Source organism: Pseudomonas sp. HOU2 (genome assembly GCF_040729435.1).
In the GTDB taxonomy this organism is placed as follows: domain Bacteria; phylum Pseudomonadota; class Gammaproteobacteria; order Pseudomonadales; family Pseudomonadaceae; genus Aquipseudomonas.
Window position 1 is genome coordinate 1,317,088 of record NZ_CP160398.1, and the last position, 19,691, is coordinate 1,336,778.

Annotated in this window: 7 protein-coding genes; 3 read left to right on the forward strand and 4 right to left on the reverse strand. The window is 63.2% G+C overall.

From position 1 onward, the window contains the following. Window positions 1–46 precede the first annotated feature (46 nt). Window positions 47–1,369, reverse strand: coding sequence for an ATP-binding protein (locus tag ABV589_RS05860; RefSeq protein WP_367085239.1), 1,323 nt, complete (start codon window positions 1,367–1,369; stop codon window positions 47–49). Beyond that, window positions 1,369–2,049 (reverse strand): response regulator, encoded by a 681-nt coding sequence (locus tag ABV589_RS05865; RefSeq protein ID WP_367085240.1) that lies wholly within the window; start codon window positions 2,047–2,049, stop codon window positions 1,369–1,371. The genes ABV589_RS05860 and ABV589_RS05865 overlap by 1 nt, the downstream gene beginning before the upstream one ends. Before the next feature lie 153 nt (window positions 2,050–2,202). Between ABV589_RS05865 and dsbD the strand changes: the two genes are divergently transcribed. The 3 genes from dsbD to dsbG are packed head-to-tail and all read left to right on the forward strand — an operon-like array spanning window position 2,203 to window position 5,551. Then, entirely contained in the window at window positions 2,203–3,936 is a 1,734-nt protein-coding gene (gene dsbD / locus ABV589_RS05870; protein WP_367085241.1) for a protein-disulfide reductase DsbD, read from the forward strand. Next, complete coding sequence (locus ABV589_RS05875) at window positions 3,936–4,805, forward strand: TlpA disulfide reductase family protein (protein WP_003226672.1); 870 nt, start codon at window positions 3,936–3,938, stop codon at window positions 4,803–4,805. Before dsbD ends, ABV589_RS05875 begins: the two co-directional genes overlap by 1 nt. Next, window positions 4,781–5,551 (forward strand): thiol:disulfide interchange protein DsbG, encoded by a 771-nt coding sequence (gene dsbG, locus ABV589_RS05880; protein WP_367085242.1) that lies wholly within the window; start codon window positions 4,781–4,783, stop codon window positions 5,549–5,551. Before ABV589_RS05875 ends, dsbG begins: the two co-directional genes overlap by 25 nt. Before the next feature lie 63 nt (window positions 5,552–5,614). Here dsbG and ABV589_RS05885 read toward each other — a convergent pair whose 3' ends face one another. After that, window positions 5,615–6,427: an alpha/beta fold hydrolase gene (locus ABV589_RS05885; RefSeq protein WP_367085243.1), complete on the reverse strand. Its 813-nt coding sequence runs from the start codon at window positions 6,425–6,427 to the stop codon at window positions 5,615–5,617. 228 nt (window positions 6,428–6,655) lie between these two features. Next, window positions 6,656–19,654, reverse strand: coding sequence for a non-ribosomal peptide synthetase (locus ABV589_RS05890; protein WP_367085244.1), 12,999 nt, complete (start codon window positions 19,652–19,654; stop codon window positions 6,656–6,658). Window positions 19,655–19,691 lie beyond the last annotated feature (37 nt).

A 19,691-nucleotide genomic window follows, 5' to 3' on the forward strand; every position in this document is an offset into this window, starting at 1 on the left:
CAAAAGATCGCAGCCTTCGGCAGCTCCTACAGGGATGGTGGTGAGTTCAGACGGGTTGCAAGGGCATCGTCAATTCGACTCGCAAGCCATCCGGCCGGCTGTCGAAATGCAGGGTGCAAGCGCAGCGCTGGACGATGGCTTGCACAATCGCCAGGCCCAGTCCGCAGCCGGTGCTCTGGCCGTTGCGCCAGAAGCGTTGGGTCAGGTGTTGCAGATCTTCCGCCGCAATTCCGGGACCATGGTCGCGCACCACAAAGCGGGCGCGCTGGCCGACGGTTTCCAGACTCAGCTCCACCTCAGCGTCTGCCGGGGTATGGCGCAGGGCGTTGTCGAGCAGATTGCGCAACGCGGCAATCGACAGCACCGCCGGCATTTGCACGGGCGCATTGGAAAGCTGCTTGGGCAATTGCAACTTGATGCGCTGGCATTCACCACCGGCCGCATCCTGCATCGCCAGTTTCGCCACCTGCTCGGCGCTGCATTGCACGCCGTCGTCGAACGAAAGACTGCCCTCGACCCGCGCCAGCAACAGCAGTTGCTCCAGGGTGCGGTGCATGCGGTCGGCGCCCTCCTCGGCCCGGGCCAGCGACTGATCACGGGCACTGCCTTCGGTCATGCGCGCCACTTGCAGGTGGGTCTTGATCGCGGTCAGCGGGCTGCGCAGTTCGTGGGCGGCGTCACCGGTCAGGCGACGCTCGCGTTCGATGGTCTTGCCGATGCGCTGGAACAGCTGGTTCTGCGTATCGAGCAACGGTTTCAATTCACTGGGAAACGACTGCAACTGCAATGGCTCAAGCGAGTCGGCGTTACGCCGCATCAAGGCTTCGCGCAGGCGATTGAGCGGCGCCAGCCCCTGGCCAATGCCCAGCCACAACAGGCACAGGCAACCGAGCAACGCCACGCCGACCGGCACCGAAGCCGCCAGCAGGATTGACATGTTCAGCGCTTCGCGCTCGATCTGCCGGTCGGCAGTGGTGATCCGCACATCACCTCGCGCGAGCGTAAAACTGCGCCACGGCGCGCCATCGATCATCTGGTCATGGAAGCCCATTTTTTCCGCTTCCAGGGTTTGCTCGGGGCTGCTGTGGCTGCGGGCCAGGATTTCCCCGCGCAAAGAGCTGACCTGACAGGCCATGCCGCCGGGAATATTCAACTGTTCGGCACTGAAATGGGTGCCCTCGCCCTTGCTCGGCAACGCCGGCAGTTGCTCCAGCAGTCCGGCGACCATGCGCGCCGAAGCCACCAGCCGCTGGTCGAGGGAAAACATCATCTGATTGCGCAAGTCGCTGAGCATCCACGCCGCGGCCAGCGCCCAGATCAGGGCGAACGCGGCGCCGAGGGTCAGACTCAGGCGCAGACGCAGACTCATCACTTCTGTTGCTCTCCACCATCTGCCGGCCCGAGGCGATAGCCCAGACCGCGCACGGTTTCGACGATGCCCTTGCCGAGTTTGCTGCGCAGGTGATGGATATGCACGTTGAGTGCGTTGCTCTCCAACTCGTCGTTGAAGCCGTAGACGCTGTCCTTCAACTGCTCGGTGGACAGCACCCGGCCACGGTTGTGCAGCAGCGCCTGCAACAGCGATTGCTCGCGCCGCGACAAGTCCACCGGTTGCCCGGCCAGAGTCGTTTCACGGCTGCTCGGGTCGTAGGTCAGCGCGCCGTGTTCGATCAGGTTGACGCTGCGTCCGGCGACCCGGCGCAATAGAGTTTGCAGACGGGCGAACAGCTCACGCAGATCGAAGGGTTTAAGCAGATAGTCATCGGCCCCGGCCTGCAAGCCATCGACCCGGTCGGTCACCGAGTCGCGCGCGGTCAGGATCAGCACCGGAATTTCCAGGCCCTGCTGACGCAGTTGTTGCAGCAACTTGAGGCCATCTTCGTCAGGCAGGCCGAGATCGAGCACCATCACGTCGAATTCGGCAACTTTGAGCATCGCTCGCGCTTTCGAGGCGGTGTTGACGTGCTCGACCGTCAGGCCCTGCGCCGAGAGACCGGCAACGATACCGCTGGCGATCAGTTCATCGTCTTCGCAAACCAGTACGTGCATGATCCGTCCCGTAGAAAAAAGCCGATTAGGCCGTTGGCCGATTAAGCTGACATTATGGCGCCCAACGCCACAGCGACAAGGGCGTGACGGTTAATCATCGGTTAATCGCCATCCACCATTGTGCCCCCACTTGCACAGGGACAAGGCTCCTCCATGCGTCATTTTTTTCTTTTGTTTGCACTGCTGATCTCCGGCCTGGCCCAGGCGGGAAACAATCCATTCGAGACCAAACCGGAGTTTCTGCCGGTCGACAAAGCCTTCGTGCTCACCTCCGAACGCCTTGAGTCCGGGGAAACCCAGCTGTTCTGGCAAATCACCGACGGCTATTACCTGTACCAGAAACGCCTGAAATTCGACGGTTTGACGGCAGAGCAGCAGCCGGCGTTGCCCGAGGGCGAGTCGCACAGTGACGAATTCTTCGGTGAACAACCGGTGTATCGCCAGGGGCTGGAGGTAAAAATTCCGGCCTCGGCCAGCGGTCAGATCAAGGTCAGTTACCAGGGCTGCGCCGATGCCGGCCTGTGTTACCCGCCGCAGACCCGGGTCATCGATCTGGGCGGTCAAGCAACGCCAACATACAGTGCCGAAGCGCCGGACCAGGCCTTGGCCAGCAGCCTGCAGCAACGGGCGCTGGGCTGGAGCCTGCTGGTGTTCTTCGGCCTCGGCCTGTTGCTGGCGTTTACTCCGTGTTCGTTGCCGATGCTGCCGATTCTGGCGGGCATGATTGTCGGCAGTGGTGCCACCCCGCGCCGTGGGTTCGCCCTGGCCAGCAGCTATGTGATCTGCATGGCGCTGGTGTATGCGGCCATGGGAGTGATCGCCGCGCTGCTCGGCGCCAATCTGCAGGCATGGCTGCAAAATCCGTGGCTTCTGGGTGCCTTCGCTGCAGTGTTCGTGGTGCTGGCATTGCCGATGTTCGGCTTCTTCGAATTGCAACTGCCGGTGGCCTTGCGTGATCGCCTCGAACACGCTTCGCGCAGCCGCAATGGCGGCAGCCTGATCGGTGCCGGGGTGCTCGGCGCATTGTCCGGTCTGCTGGTCGGCCCGTGCATGACCGCGCCACTGGCCGGCGCTTTGCTGTACATCGCGCAGAGCGGCAATGCGCTGCACGGTGGATTGATTCTGTTTGCGTTGGGCATCGGTATCGGGGTGCCGCTGTTGCTGTTGGTGACCGTCGGCAATCGCTTCCTGCCAAAGCCTGGCGCGTGGATGAACCTGCTCAAGGGCATCTTCGGTTTCCTGTTCCTCGCGACCGCGCTGCTGATGTTGCGCCCGGTGCTGGACTCGTCGCTGTGGCTGGGCCTGTGCGGCGCGCTGCTGCTGATCGCCGCGTTCTGTGCGTGGAAGCAATCGGACGGCTTCGGCCGGGTTGCCCAGGTGTTCGGCGCCAGTTCGTTGTTGCTCGGTCTGTGGGGCAGCCTGTTGCTGATCGGCGCTGCCGGTGGCAGCGACGACCCGTATCAGCCGTTGCAGGTGTACAGCGCCGGTCGGGCCGCCAGCGCTACGCCGAGCGGGCATGACGCGTTCACCACGATCAAGGATCCGGCCGCCCTGCAGCGCGAACTGGATAGCGCCAAGGCTCAGGGCCAGTGGGTGCTGCTCGATTACTACGCCGACTGGTGCGTGTCGTGCAAAGTCATGGAAAAACAGGTGTTCGGCAAGGACAAGGTCATGCAGGCGCTGAGCGACGTGCGCCTGCTGCGCCTCGATGTCACTGCTGACAACGCCGCCAGCCGCGAGCTGCTCGGCCGCTACAAAGTCCCTGGGCCACCAAGTTTTGTCTGGATCGGCACCGACGGCGAAGAACGACGTAGCCAGCGCATCACCGGTGAGGTGGATGCCGAGACGTTCCTGCAACGCTGGACTACCACCCGAGACGCCAATTAATGCTGACGTTCACCCTCGGCACCTTTGCCATCGCGCTTAACCACCTGCTGCTGATCAGTGCCCTGGCGCTGGCGACCTTTGTCGGCTGGCGGGTGGCCAAGCGTGGTGGCGATAATCCCGAGTCAGCGCTGTTCAGCCTGTTTTTGCTGGGCATGCTCGCGGCACGCGTGGCGTTTGTCGCCCTGTATTGGGGTCACTATCGTAACGATCCGTGGCAGATCATCGACCTGCGCGACGGCGGTTTCCTCGCCTGGCCGGGGGTGATCGTGCTGCTGCTCGCCGCTCTCTATCGTGGCTGGCGCCGCCCCGGCCTGCGTCGGCCATTGGGTTTTGGCGTGGCCAGCGGTGTGCTGTTCTGGCTGTTGGCGACCCTGTCGCTGAACATCTACGAACAAGGCACGCGCCTGCCGGAAATCACCCTGCGCAACGCCGCCGGCGAGACCATCCAGCTCAGCGACTATCAGGGCGGTCCATTGGTGATCAACCTGTGGGCGACCTGGTGCCCGCCGTGCCGGCGCGAGATGCCGGTGCTGGAAAACGCTCAGCAACAACGCCCGGACCTGACCTTTCTGTTCGTCAATCAGGCCGAAAGCATGCAAAGCGTTGCCACCTTCCTGGAAACCCAGGGCCTGAGCCTGAACAACGTGCTGTTTGACCGCAGCGGTCGACTGGGTCAAGCCGTGGGTTCCATGGCGTTGCCGACTACGCTGTTCTACAGCCCTGACGGTCGCTTGTTGAGCAGTCATCTGGGCGAACTGTCGAACGCCAGTCTGGCCCGCGCCTTGGAAAACTTCGACATCCCGAATCCAACCGCCGCACCGGCCACCTCTGCAAGGAAACTGCCATGCCCCGCCTCCGCCACCTGCTGACGCTGACTCTGGGCACTGCCCTGCTGCACCTGCCGTCGGTGCAGGCCGCTGAAGAATTGCCCGCCGCGATCAAGCAGATCGAAGCCAAGGGCGCAAAAATCGTCGGTCAGTTCGACGCCCCGGACGGCTTGCGCGGTTATGCGGCGCAGTACCAGAACCGTGGCATGGCGCTGTACCTGACGCCAGACGGCCAACACGTGCTGCTCGGCAATCTGTACGACGCCGACGGCAAGGATCTGAGCAGCGAGCCATTGCAGAAAATGGTTTATGCGCCGATGGCCAAGGAAATCTGGGGCAAGTTCGAAGCCAGCAACTGGATTCAGGACGGCAACAAGGATGCACCACGCACCGTGTACCTGTTCAGCGATCCGAACTGCCCGTACTGCAACATGTTCTGGGAACAGGCGCGGCCATGGGTCAAGGCCGGCAAAGTGCAGTTGCGGCACATCATGGTCGGGATCATCCGCGAAGACAGTCCGGCGAAATCCGCTGCGCTGCTGGCGGCGAAAGATCCGGCCAAGGCCCTGGAAGATCACGAGAAAGCCGGCAAGGCCAGCACCCTCAAGCCATTGAAAGACATTCCAAAAGCGGTGCAGACCAAACTGGCCGCCAACATGCAGTTGATGGAAGACCTGGAACTGCAGGCGACACCGGCGATTTTCTACATGGATGACAAGGGGGAGCTGCAACAGCAGCAAGGCGCGCCTTCGCCGGAGAAGCTGACGAAGATTCTCGGGCCGAAATAAGCTAGATCAAAAGATCGCAGCCTGCGGCAGCTCCTACAGGGGAATCGCAGGCTGCGATGTTTTTCAATGGCGCTCAGCCAGGAAGGCGAACAGCACCTCAGTAACAAACTGCGGGTTCTCCAGATTGGAAATATGCCCCGCCTCCGGCACCAGCACCCACGGGCAACCGATCAACTCAGCCATTTCCTGTGCTTCCGACGGCGGTCGCGGTTTGTCCTGATCGCCGCACAGCACCAGGGTGGTCGCAGCATTCAACTCGCGCAGACGCGGCAAGAGGTCATCCCGACTGAAGGTGATGCGCCCCATTGGCACGATGCTTTCGCGCAAGCGATCAGCGGTGTAGGCCGCGAGTTTGGCGCGGAAGTCCTGATACAGCGCCGACTGCGGATCGATGCCCGGGCGGAAGAAGATCGGTACCACGATGTCGAGCAATTGTTCGGAAATCTCGCCGCTTTCCTCGATCTGCCTGAACAGCGAGAAGTAGTACTGCCGGGTCGGCTCAGGCTCGACGCCGACGTAAGTGTCGAGCAGCACCAGACCGTTGATCCGTTGCGGTGCCGACAACGCCAGACGCACGCCCCACATGCCGCCGACCGACAGGCCCACCAGCGTGACCCGTTCGATCTGCAGATGATCGAGCAAGGCCTCGACCTGCCGCGCGATGTCATCCAGCGAGGTGGTGCCTGGCGGCAAGCGCCCGGATTCGCCATGGCCCCACAGGTCCAGCGCAATCACCCGATAGTGCGGCGACAATGCAGCGATCTGCGGCGCCCACATGGCCGTGTCCCACAGATAACTGCCCGCCAGCAACACGGCCGGGCCGGTGCCTTGATCAATGTAGTGCAGCGCTTGTCCGTCAACCGTGAAGAAAGGCATCGACCACCCCCCGAGACAAAAAAGAGAACCGGCAGACTGAGCTGCCGGTTCATGATCGTCAACCTTGGAAATGTACGTGAATATGCCGGTTTATTTGTGTTGAATTCACTGACGCCATCGCTGGCAAGCCAGCTCCCACAGGTTCTACGGTGAACACAAAATATGTGGACACATGGATCACTGTGGGAGCTGGCTTGCCAGCGAAGGGGCCGGTACAGACGCCGAAGATTACAAGCCTTCAAGCTCCGCCATCAGATCATTCAAGCGATCCACCTTGTCCTCGGTCATGTCTCCGGCCGCCAGGCCTTCGATGTACTCGGCCAGCTCCTGCACCGTGCTGCACTCGAACATCGCCCGCAGCGGCACATCGCGTTGCAGGGTTTTCTGCACCCGCGAAGCGATCTGCGTCGCCAGCAACGAATGACCGCCCAGCTCGAAGAAGTTGTCGCGCACCCCAACCTTGTCGACCTTGAGCACTTCGGCCCAGATGTCCGCCAGGGTCTGCTCCAGCTCGTTGCGCGGGGCCAGGTAATCCTGACTCTGCAACTGGCCGATCTCCAGCGCCGGCAAGGCCTTGCGGTCGAGTTTGCCGTTGGCGTTGTGCGGCAGTTGATCGAGCCACAACCAGTGCAACGGCACCATGTATTCCGGCAGTTCGCTGCGCAGGCGTTGCTTGATTCGCTCCAGACGCTCGCTCGGGTTGAGCGCCGAATCCGCCGCGACCAGATAGCCGACCAGGTGCTTGCCATTCACGCCTTCCTGCACGCCGACCGCCGCATCGCGGACTTCCGGTTGTTCGTGCAGACGCGCTTCGATTTCACCCAGTTCGATGCGGTAACCGCGAATCTTCACCTGATGGTCAACCCGGCCGACGTACTCCAGCACCCCGTCACTGCGCCGCCGCGCGAGGTCACCGGTGCGATACAGACGCTCGCCCGGCGCACCGAACGGGTTCGGCACAAACACCGGCGCGGTGCGCAACGGATCGCTGACGTAACCGCGACCGACGCCGGTGCCGGCCACGCACAACTCACCCACTGCACCCAACGGCACCAGCTCCAGCGCGCCATCGACCAGGTACAGCAAGTTGTTGTCGGTCGGCGTACCGATCGGCAAGTAACTGCCGCGAGTCGAGGCCATGTCCACCCGGAAGAACGCCACGTCATCCGAGCATTCCGCCGGCCCGTAGGCATTGACCAGACCGATGTCCGGGTAGCGCAGCAGCCATTGGTGCGCCAGTTCCGGCGGCATCGCTTCACCGGTCGGCAGCATCCAGCGCAGGCCGTCGAGGCTCAGGCGATCAGAAGCGAGCATGCCCTGAATCAGCGACGGCACGCTCTCCAGCACGGTGATGCCCTGCGCCTGTACATGCACCAGCAACCCCTGCGGATCGTGGGCGATGGTGTTCGGCACAATGTCCACCCGCGCCCCGAACAGCGGCGCGGCGAGGAACTGCCAGACCGAAATATCGAAGCTTTGCGAAGCGGTCTGCGCGATCACGTCGGCGTCGGTCAGTTGCAGGTACGGCACCTTGCTCAACTGGTTGTTGAGCATGCCGCGCTGCTCGACCATCACGCCTTTCGGCAAGCCGGTGGAACCCGAGGTGTAGATCACGTAGGCCAGGTTGTCCGGGCCGCTGTAAATGCCGAGGTTTTGCGCGGAGGTCGCCAACTCCTGCACCTCTTCCCAGACCAACAGCCGTGGGCGGTTGGCGCAGCTGAACTCATCGAGCAAGGTCTGCGCCTGGTCGCGGCAGGCTTCGCTGCACACCAGCACCGGCGTGCGGCTCAACTCGATGATGCGTTGCAGACGCTGGCTCGGCAGGCCCGGATCCAGCGGCAGGTAACCGGCACCGGCCTTGAAGCTGCCGATGATCATCCCCAGCAGATCAAGATTTCGTTCGGCCAGCAACGCCACCGGTTGATCCAGCTGCACCCCGGCCGCAACCAGTGCATGACCGAGACGGTTGGCATTCTGATTGAGCGCGGCATAGCTCAGTTGCTGATCAAGGCACGTAGCGGCGATGCGCTGCGGATGCGCCGCGACCTGCGCTTCGAACAGCGCCACGTAGCTCTGCTCGAGCGGATAGTCGTGCGCGCTCTGATTGCAACCGTGGAGCAGGAAGTCCTGTTCCTCGGCCCCCAGCAGCGGCAGATCAGCCATGTCGCCATGGAAGCCTTCGACCAACGCCAGCAGCAGGCGCTTGAACTCGCCGAGCATGCGTTCGATGGTCGACTCGTCGAAGTAGCGCTGGTCATACGACAGGTGCAGACCGAGGTCATCGCCCGGGTAGCACACCGCCGTCAGGGGGAAGTTGGTGTGGGTGCGGCCGGAGTCCGAGGTCGCATTGAGGCTCTGCGCACGGTCCAGCACCGAGACTTCCACCGGGGCGTTCTCGAACACGAACAGGCTGTCGAACAGCGGCTGGCCTTTGGGCAATTCGCTCTGCTCCTGGATGTTCACCAGCGGCAGGTATTCGTACTCGCGCAGTTGCATGTTGCTGTCGAGCAGGCCGCTCAACCACTGGCGCACACTGGCGCGCTGATCGTCCGCCGGGATCTGCACCCGCAACGCGATACTGTTGATGAACAGGCCGACGGTGCGTTGCATCTCCGGCATCTCCACCGGACGCCCGGCCACGGTCACGCCGAACAGCACGTCGCGATCACCGCTCAGGCGGCGCAGCACCAAGGCCCACGCGGCTTGAGCGAAGGTGTTGATGGTCAGTTGATGGGCCTGGGCCAGCTCACGTAGACGGGCGCCGTCCTCGACATTCAGTCGCGTGTAGCGGTCGCCAACGATCATGCCGCCGCTTTCGCCAGCGTGTTCACGAAGGAACGGTCGGTCGCTCGGGATCGGCGTGGTGCGTTCGAAACCTTGCAGGTTCTGTTGCCACCACTGCCGCGCCTCGGCCAGGCTCTGGCGTTGCAGCCAGCCGATGTAGTCGCGGTAACGCGGCGGCACCGACAACTGTGCTTCGCGTCCTTCACCAAGGGCGGTGTAGATCTCGAAGAAATCGTTCATCAGCAGCGAACGGCACCAGGCATCGATGAGGATGTGGTGGTTGCTCATCATGAACCAGTAACGCGCTGCGCCGACCTTGATCAGGCGCAGGTGGAACGGTGCCTGATTGAGCAGATCGAACCCGGCCTCGCGCTCGCTTTTCAGCAGCGCCTGCAGCTTCGGTTCTTGCTCGTCCTCGGCAACGGCGCTCCAGTCCAGATACTCGATCGGTGTGCGACCCGGGGTGTGGATCACTTGCAGCATGTCCTCGCCGACGTTCCAGCAGAACGATGCACGCAGCGCTTCATGACGGGCGACCACCGCTTGCCAGGCATGGGCGAAACGCTCGGGATCGAGCTCGCTGTTGATGCGGTAGCGATCCTGCATGTAGTACAGACCGGTGCCCGGTTCGAGCAAGGTGTGCAGCAACATGCCTTCCTGCATCGGCGTCAGCGGGTAGACGTCTTCGATGTGCGCCGCCGGTACCGGCAGTGCATCGAGTTGCGCCTGGGTCAGTTTCGCCAGCGGGAAGTCCGAAGGTGTCAGGCCGCCAGCAGTGTCTTGCAGGCAATGGCCGATCAGGCTTTGCAGCTCGCCGAGGTAGGCGTCGGCCAGATCGTTGATGGTCTGCGCGTCATAACGCTCGGCGCTGAAGGTCCAGCGCAGCAGCAATTCACCGCCGTACACCTGACTGTCGATGCTCAACTCGTTGGGCAACGGCGCCTGCGGATCGTGGGCCGCACCAACCGGCTCATCCAGCGGACGGAACAGCGCATCGCTGGCGAAACTCTGGTCGAACTGGCCGAGGTAGTTGAAGGTCACCGGTGCGTTCGGCAACGCCGCCATGCTGCGCTGGCTGAGGTCATCGGCCAGATAACGCAGCACCCCATAACCGAGACCTTTGTGCGGCACGGCGCGCAGTTGCTCCTTGATCGCCTTGATCGAAGCGCCCTGTCCGGCGGCCTCTTCGATGTTGTGCGGGGTCAGGCGTAATGGATAGGCGCTGGTGAACCAGCCGACGGTGCGGGTCAGGTCGATCTCGTCGAACAGGGTTTCGCGGCCGTGGCCTTCCAGTTGAATCAATGCCGACGGCTGCCCGCTCCAGCGGCACAGCACGCGGGCCAGCGCGGTCAGCAGCAGGTCGTTGACCTGCGTGCGGTAGGCGCGCGGCGCCTGTTGCAGCAGTTGTTGGGTACGCTCGGCATCCAGGCGCACGCTGACGGTTTGCGCGTGACGATTCTGCTGTCCGCCCTGCGGGTTTTCGCAGGGCAGTTCGGCGTTCGGCCCGGCCAGCTGCGTCTGCCACCAGTTCAGTTCTTCACGCAACGATTCGCTGCCGGCGTAGGCCTGCAAACGTGCCGCCCAATCCTTGAAGGCACTGGTTTTCGCCGGCAGTTTCACCGACTGTTCGGCTTCGAGCTGGCGATACACGGTTTGCAGATCGTCGAGCAAAACGCGCCACGACACGCCGTCGACCACCAAGTGATGAATCGCAATGAACAGGCGTTGCTGCCCTTCGGGACCATCCACCAGCAAGGCGCGCAGCAGCGGGCCGTTCTGCAGATCGAGACTGCGCTGGGCATCGGCGAACAGCGCTGCGCACTTGTCCATCGCCGCCACCCGCACTTGCCACAACACCTCGGCGTCGGACACCGGTTGATGCGTTGCCTGCCATTGATCGTTGGCCTGAGTGAAGCGCAGACGCAGGGCGTCGTGCTGTTCGATCACTGCCAGCAGCGCCTGCTCCAGACGATGCGGTTCCAGCGCCACGCTCGGCTCCAGCAGCAACGCCTGGTTCCAGTGCTGCCGCTCAGGAATATCAGTGTCGAAGAACCAGTGCTGAATCGGCGTCATCGCCGACTCACCGACCACCAGTCCCTGCTCGGCAGTGACTTGCTCGCTACGGCTGGCGACAGCGGCCAGGGTCTGCACCGTCTGATGCTGGAACAGATCCCGTGGACTGAAATGAATGCCCTGCTGTCGCGCACGACTGACCACCTGAATCGACAGAATCGAGTCGCCACCGAGTTCAAAGAAGTTGTCGTTGAGACCGACCTGCTCGACGTTAAGCACCTGGCACCAGATCTGTGCCAGAGTCTGCTCCAGCTCATTGCTCGGGGCGACATAGTGCTGACGGTTCAACTCCGGATCCGGTGCCGGCAAGGCGCGGCGGTCGAGTTTGCCGTTGGCGGTCAGCGGCATGCTCGCCAACAGGATCAGGTGCGTCGGCACCATGTAATCCGGCAATTGCGCCTTGAGGTGCGACTTCAGTGCTTCGCGCAATTCGGCTTGTTGCGCTTCGCCTTGTTCGGCGACGTCGCTGACCAGATAGCCGACCAATTGCTTGCCGCTCGGCGCATCCAGCGCCAGCACCACCGCTTCACGGATCGAAGCGTGATCGAGCAGACGGGTTTCGATTTCGCCCAACTCGATACGGAAACCACGGATTTTCACCTGATGGTCGATCCGCCCCAGGTACTCCACCAAACCGTCGGCACGCTGGCGCACCAAGTCGCCGGTGCGGTACATGCGCCCGCCATCGGCGGCAAACGGGTCAGCGACAAAGCGCTCGGCGCTGATGCCCGGACGGTCGTGATACCCCTGCGCCAGACCGGGGCCGCCGACGAACAATTCACCGGTCGCGCCTTGCGGCACCAACGCCAGATCGGCGTCGAGAATGTACGCCAGGCGGTCACCGATCACGCTGCCGATCGGCACGCTGCCCGCGCCCTCTTCCAACACTTCCGGTGCAAGACTGGCGAGCGGCATGACCACGGTTTCAGTCGGGCCATAGGCGTTGAAGAACAGGCTTGGTTTGAACGCTGCGCGAATCCGCTGCAGATGTTCGCCGGTCAACGCCTCGCCGCCGGTGATGATCATCCGCACCGGCAGGATGTCATTTTGCGTGGCGAGGAACTGCGCCAACTGGCTTCCATAACTTGGGGTGAAGCCGAGCACATTGATCCGATGAGTGCGGATCAAGCCGCAGATTTCTTCCGCGTCCCACTGCCCTTGCGCCCGCAGCACCACGTGCGCGCCGCTGAGCAGCGGCACCAGCAGACGTTCGGTGGCGGCGTCGAAGTTGATCGAATAGAAGTGCAGTTCGCAGTCGTCCGGGCGCATGCCGAAACGCTCGATCACCGCCTGGCAATGCATGGCGATTTCACCGTGCGACACCACCACGCCCTTCGGCTTGCCGGTCGAGCCCGAGGTGTAAATCAGATAGGCCTGATGCTGCGGCAGGCTGATAAAGGGCAACTCGCTGACCGGGTAATCCACCAGCGCCGCGCTGTCGTCTTCCAGGCACCAGCGCGCCACGTTCGACGACAGAGCGCCAAGCGCATTGAACATCGCGCGGTCGCTGAGCAGCAGACCGATGCGGCTGTCTTCGATCATGTAATGCAGACGGTCGAGCGGGTATTCCGGGTCCAGCGGCACATAAGCGCCACCCGCCTTGAGAATCGCCAGCAGACCGACGACCATTTCCAGCGAACGCTCCAGCGCCAGACCGACCCGCACTTGCGGGCCGACCCCACGCTCACGCAGGGCCCAGGCCAGACGATTGGCGCGGGCGTCGAGTTCGGCGTAGCTCAGGGTCTGTCCGGCGAAAGTCAGGGCCGGGGCATCTTTGCGCGCCAGCGCCTGCTCGGCGAACAGATGATGGAGGCATTGATCGAGACGACGTTCGCCCGGTTCAACGCCGAGGCTGTCAAGCAACTGCTGTTGCTCAGACGGGTCGAGCAGCGGCAACTGGCTCAAGCGCTGTTGCGGATCGGCGATCAACGCTTCCAGCAGGTTGCGCCAATGCTGGGCCATGCGCGCAATGGTCGGTTCGTCGAACAGATCGGTGCTGTAGGTCAGGCAGCAACCGAGGCGATGGTCGAGGTCGGTGACTTCCAGGTTGAGGTCGAACTTGGTCGCCCGCGCATCGTTGGCCAGGTACTCGACGGTCATCCCGGCGAGCATGCGGCTCTGCTGGAATTCCCAGCGCTGCACGTTGCACATCACTTGGAACAGCGGGTTGTACGCCGCGCTGCGTGGTGGTTGCAGCGCTTCGACCAGATGATCGAACGGCAGGTCCTGATGAGACTGGCCTTCGATCACCGTGTGGCGCACCTGCTCGAACAACTCGCCGACCGACATCTGGCCGTCGAGCTGGCAACGCAGCACCTGAGTGTTGAGGAATGCGCCGATCAGCCCTTCGCTTTCCGGACGAATACGGTTGGCCACCGGTGCGCCGATGCGCAGGTCGGTCTGGCCGCTGTAGCGGTAGAGCAAGGTGGCGAGCGCGGCAGTCATGGTCATGAACAGGGTCAGACCGTTTTGCGCATTGAACGCACGGACGCGAGCGGCGAGATCGTCGCTCAGATCGAAACGGAACAGTTCGCCCTGATGACTTTGCACCGGCGGACGCGGACGGTCGCCGGGCAGTTCCAGCAACGGATGTTCGCGACCGAGTTGCGCGGTCCAGTAGTCGAGCTGGCGCTGACGTTCACCAGACTCCAGCCACTGCCGTTGCCAGACGCTGTAGTCGAGGTACTGCACCGGCAATGCTTCCAGCGGCGAATCGCGGTCATCGACGAACGCTTCGTACAGCGCGCTGAGCTCGCGGGCAAAGATGTCCATCGCCCAGCCTTCGGTGACAATGTGGTGCAGGGTCAGCACGAAGTAGTGTTCGTGCTCGGCGGTCTTCACCAGACAGGCGCGCAGCAGCGGGCCGCTTTCCAGATCGAACGGCAGATGCGCTTCGTCATCGGCGAATTGCTGGACGTTCTGTTCACGCTGGTCAGCCGGCAGTTTCGAGAAATCTTTCCAGCCCATGCGCACGCCAGTCTCGGCATGCACCTGCTGACGGGCCACGCCATCGACGCTTGGGAACGTGGTGCGCAGGGTTTCGTGGCGCAGGATCAACGCCTGCAAGGCCGCCTCGAAATGCTCGACGTGCAACACGCCGCGCAGGCGCGCCATGCCACCGACGTTGTACGCCGGGCTGTCCGGTTCCATCTGCCAGAGGAACCACATGCGCTGTTGCGAATAGGACAGCGGCACCGCCTGGCGGCGGTCGACTTTGGCAATCGGCGGCTGTTGGTTGGTCTGGCCACTGGCCTGGATCAGGCGGATCTGTTCGGCGAAGTCACCGAGCTCGCTGTGCTCGAACAAGGCGCGCAACGGCAGCTCGACGTCACAGGCCTGACGGCTGCGGGAGATGATTTGCGTCGCCAGCAGCGAGTGCCCGCCGAGGGCGAAGAAGTCGTCGCGCAGACCGATCCGTGGCAGACCCAGCACTTCACGCCAGATCGCGGCGATCTGTTGTTCCAGCTCGGTGGCCGGTTCGACGTGCTCACGCACTTGCCACTGCGGCTCAGGCAAGGCACGACGGTCGAGTTTGCCGCTTGGGCTGAGGGGCATTGCGTCCAGGCGCATCAGTTGCGCCGGGACCATGTACTCCGGCAGCTCGGCGGCCAGTGCGGTTTTCAGGCGGGCGATCTGCGCGTCCTGATCTTCGCTCGCATCGACAGCGCTGAAGTAGCCGATCAGTTGCGCGCCGGCTGCGGTTTCCCGTACCAGCACCACGGCCTGGGCGACGCCATTTTGAGCCAGCAGGCGCGCTTCGATTTCTTCCGGTTCAACGCGGAAACCACGCAGTTTGACCTGCTGATCGAGACGTCCGAGGTATTCGATCACGCCGTCAGCGGTCCAGCGTGCACGGTCACCGGTGCGGTACAAACGTGCGCCCTGCTCGCCCAACGGGTCGACTACAAAGCGCTCGGCCGTCAGCGCCGGGCGACCGAGGTAACCCCGGGCCAGACCGATGCCACTGATGCACAGTTCACCCGGCACACCGGCCGGCACGGGATTGAGATCGGCGTCGAGCACGCGGCAAACCACATTGCCCAGCGGCCGACCAATCGGCGAGCGCTCACCATCGGCGCTGGTGCAGTGCCAATGGGTGACGTTGATCGCGGTTTCGGTCGGGCCGTAACGGTTGTGCAGTTGCACCGCCGGCAGTTGCGCCAGGACGCGGTTGCGCAGCTCCGCCGGCAGCGCTTCACCGCCGGAGAACACTCGGCGCAGGCTGGTGCATTCGGCGCTCAGCGGCTCGTCGATGAACAGCGCGAGCAGCGGCGGCACAAAGTGCAGCGTGGTCACACCGTATTCCTGCACCAGTTGCGCGATGCGATGCGGATCACGGTGTTCGCCGGGGCCGGCAATCAGCAGACGCGCGCCAGTGATCAGCGGCCAGAAGCATTCCCACACCGATACGTCGAAACTGATCGGCGCCTTTTGCATCAGCACGTCGGTTTCGTTCAGGCGATAGCTGTTCTGCATCCATTGCAGACGTTCGGCCAACGCGGCGTGGGTGTTGCCGACGCCTTTCGGTTGCCCGGTGGAGCCGGAGGTGTAAATCACGTAGGCGAGATTGTCGCCGTGCAGGTGCAGACCCGGTGCCTGGCTCGGCCAGTTTTCCAGGTGCAACGCGTCCATGGCGATCACGCTGACGCCGGCGCTGGCCGGTAAGCGATCGAGCAATGCGGTCTGGGTCAGTAGCAGTTCGACGCCGCTGTCGCTGAGCATGTAAGCCAAGCGCTCGGCCGGATAATCCGGATCCAGCGGCACATAAGCGCCACCGGCCTTGATGATCGCCAGCAGGCCGATCAGCAGTTGCGGCGAACGCTCGGCGGCAATCGCCACGCACACGTCCGGGCCGACGCCTTTATCGCGCAGATAGTGCGCGAGGCGATTGGCCTGGGCGTGTAATTCGGCGAAGTCGAGATTGCCACCGTCCCACAACAGCGCAGTGCGTTCCGGAGTTTGCCGCGCCTGTTCGTTAAGCAGTTCTGGCAGCCATTGTTGCGCCGGGGTGCACGGGGCGACACTCCATGCCTGTTGCTGCTCGTGCTCACACGGAGTGAGCAATGGCAGGTCGCCGATTGCCTGTTGCGGTTGCTCGCAGACGGCGCGCAGCAGGTTGCTGAAGTGTTCGGCCAGACGCTCGATGGTCGCCGCCTCGAACAGTTCATCGGCGTAGTCGAAGGACAGGGTCAGGCGCCCGTTACGATCTTCTTCACTGTGCAGTTGCAGGTCGAACTTGGCCTCGCGGCTGTGCCACGGCAACTCTTCGGCGAGCAGGCCCGGCAGGCGTTTGAGCCCACTCAAGTCGCGTTGCTGGTGGTTGAACATGACCTGGAACAGACCTTGTTCGCGAGCCTGCGGGAACGCTTCGAGCAGTTGTTCGAACGGCAGATCCTGATGGGCCTGAGCACCCAGTGCAGTCTCGCGGGTTTGTGCCAGCAACTCGATAAACGACAGCCGCGAATCAACCTCGGCACGCAGCACCTGGGTGTTGATGAAGAAGCCGATCAGGCCCTGGGTTTCCAGGCGCGGACGGTTGGCGTTGGGGATGCCGATGCGGATATCGCGCTGACCGCTGTAGCGGTGCAGCAGGCTTTGGAAAGCCGAAAGCAACAGCATGAATGGTGTCGATTGATGTGCCTGCGCAGTCTGCTTGATCGCATCACTGAGGCTGACGCCGAGGCGTACGCTGTGGCGCGCGGCGCTGTGCAATTGCTTGGCCGAACGCGGGTGGTCGGTGGCCAGTTCCAGCACCGGATGTTCGTCGCCCAGTCGGGCTTTCCAGTACGCCAGTTGCCGCTCGCCCTCACCTTGTGCCAGCCATTGGCGCTGCCAGCTGCCGTAGTCGGCGTATTGGGTCGGCAGTGGCGCGAGTTCCGCACGCTGGCCTTGGGATGCCGCAGCGTACAGGCGCGAGAATTCGTCGATCAGCACGTTCAGCGACCAGCCGTCGGCGATGATGTGATGCAGCGTCACCAGCAGCTGATGATCTTCGTCGTCGAGACGCACCAGCGTCACCCACAGCAGCGGGCCTTTTTCCAGGTCGAATTGAGTGCGCGCCTCGTCTTCGCGGATCTGTTGCGCGCGGGCTTCACGCTCGTGCGCCGGCAGGTCGCTGATGTCGATCAGTTGCAGATTGAATTGAGGTGCGGCGTCGACTTGTTGCAGCGCCACACCGTCGCGCTCGAAAAAGCGCGTGCGCAGCGATTCGTGGCGCTCGATCAGTTGCTGGAAGCTGGCGCGCAACGCCTCTTCGTCCAGCTCGCCGCGCAGACGCAGGGCGCCGGGAATGTTGTAGGCGCTGCTGTGCGGGTCGAGTTGCCAGGTGATCCACAGCCGGTTTTGCGCCAGCGATTGCGGCAGTGCTTGCGTGCGCGACAACGCAGTGATTGCGCCTTGGGCGCTGCCGCCGTCCTGTTGCTGCTGTGCCACGGCTGCGGCGAAGGCGGACAGGGTCGGGGCTTCGAACAACAGACGCAGGTTCAGCTCAAGACCCAGTTCTTCGCGTACCTTGGCGATCACCTGAGTTGCCGCAATCGAGTTGCCGCCGAGCAGGAAGAAATGATCGTCGGCGTTGACTTGTCTGACGCTCAGTTGCTCGGCCCAGATCTTGCCGATCAGCGTTTCCAGCTCGGAAGCCGCCAGGGTCGATTCGGTACCTTGCAGCTCGGCGGACGGGAACACCGCGTAGCTGTCGAGGCTGCCATCAGCCAGACGATTGCGGCACGCCGAGCGTTGCAGTTTGCCGCTGGAGGTCTTCGGCAACGCGCCCGGATTGAGCAGCACCACCACGCTCGGTGCCTCTTGGTACGCTTCGGCGACCGCTTGGCGAATGGCTTTGATCAACGCTTCGGGTGGCAGGATTTTCTGCACGCTGCGGCTGATTTCCGCGGCGATGCCGATGCCCTCTTCACCGTCCTGATTGACCGCGAATGCCGCGACACGCCCCTTGCGTACCACCTCCACTTCGTTCTCGACCGTCTTTTCGATGTCCTGCGGATAGAGGTTGTGGCCGCGCACGATGAGCAGGTCTTTCAGGCGCCCGGTGATGAACAGTTCACCGTCGCGGATAAAACCCAGGTCGCCGGTGCGTAACCAGGTGCGACCGGCGTGCTGGACGAAGGTCTTGGCGCTGGCCTCGGGGTTGCGCCAGTAGCCGTGGGCGATGCTCGGGCCGGCGGCCCAGACTTCGCCGACCGCATTGTCATTGAGTTCTTGCAGGCTGTTCGGCTCGACGATCAGCACCGCATGCTCCGGCTGGCTGATGCCGCAACTCATGATCGGGCTGCCGTCGCCCGGCTCGGCGCGGTTTTGCGCCAGCGCCTGATCATCGACGCGCAGCGCAGGAATGCCCGTGCCACGCGGTGTGCCGGCGACGAACAGGGTCGCCTCGGCCAGGCCATAGGAGGCCATGAAGTTGTCTTCGCTGAAGCCGCACGGGGTGAACTTCTCGGCGAAGCGCTCGAGGGTATCGAGACGGATCGGTTCGGAGCCGGAATAGGCCACGCGCCAGCGGCTCAGGTCGAGGCGCTCCAGCGCCGATTCGCTGACCCGCTCGCTGCACAAGCGGTAGGCGAAATCCGGCCCGCCGCTGATGGTGCCGCCGTATTGGCTGATCGCTTCAAGCCAGCGCAACGGGCGACCGAGGAAGTACGCCGGCGACATCAGGATGCACGGCACGCCGCTGAAAATCGGCTGCAGCAATCCGCCGATCAGGCCCATGTCGTGGTACAGCGGCAGCCAGCTGACGATCACGTCGTCGGGGTTCACGTCGATGCCGAAACCGTGGCGGATCAGCAGCTCGTTGGCCACCAGATTGCCGTGGCTGACCTGCACGCCTTTGGGCAGCGCGGTGGAGCCGGAAGTGTATTGCAGGAAAGCGATGTGGTCTTGCGGCAAAGTCGGTTCGACCCAGCGCTCGGCCAGGGTGTTGTCGAGGGTATCGACGCACAGCAACGGTGGCGCGCCGTCGATTTGCTGCAAGGCATCGCGCAGGTCGGCGCTGGTCAGCAGCAGACGCGGTTCGGCATCGGCAATGATCGACAGCAGGCGCTCCTGATGATGACGCCGGGCGGACTCCGGCGGATAGGCCGGCACCGCAATCACCCCGGCATACAGGCAACCGAAGAACGCCGCGACGTAATCCGGACCGCTGGGAAACAGCAGCACCGCGCGATCACCGAACTCAGCCTGGGCCTGCAATGCGCCAGCAATGGTGCGCGCGCGTTGATCCAGTTCGCGGTAACTGAGCACCACGCCCTGCTCCTCGGTTTCGGCGAGAAAGCGCAGGGCCAGGCGATCCGGCGTCTGTGCCGCACGGCGCTGGAGGGCTTGGACCAGAGTGCTGGGGAGTTCGAACGCGTCGGTCATGAGGTTTCCTGCCTGAATTCGGCTTGCTAGTGGAATC

What these genes read in the sequence shown, in the direction of transcription:
- dsbG (WP_367085242.1), top strand. Translation starts at nt 4,781, where the DNA reads ATGCCCCGCCTCCGCCACCTGCTGACGCTGACTCTGGGCACTGCCCTG.
- ABV589_RS05865 (WP_367085240.1), bottom strand. Translation starts at nt 2,049, where the DNA reads ATGCACGTACTGGTTTGCGAAGACGATGAACTGATCGCCAGCGGTATC.
- ABV589_RS05885 (WP_367085243.1), bottom strand. Translation starts at nt 6,427, where the DNA reads ATGCCTTTCTTCACGGTTGACGGACAAGCGCTGCACTACATTGATCAA.
- ABV589_RS05875 (WP_003226672.1), top strand. Translation starts at nt 3,936, where the DNA reads ATGCTGACGTTCACCCTCGGCACCTTTGCCATCGCGCTTAACCACCTG.
- ABV589_RS05860 (WP_367085239.1), bottom strand. Translation starts at nt 1,369, where the DNA reads ATGAGTCTGCGTCTGCGCCTGAGTCTGACCCTCGGCGCCGCGTTCGCC.
- ABV589_RS05890 (WP_367085244.1), bottom strand. Translation starts at nt 19,654, where the DNA reads ATGACCGACGCGTTCGAACTCCCCAGCACTCTGGTCCAAGCCCTCCAG.
- dsbD (WP_367085241.1), top strand. Translation starts at nt 2,203, where the DNA reads ATGCGTCATTTTTTTCTTTTGTTTGCACTGCTGATCTCCGGCCTGGCC.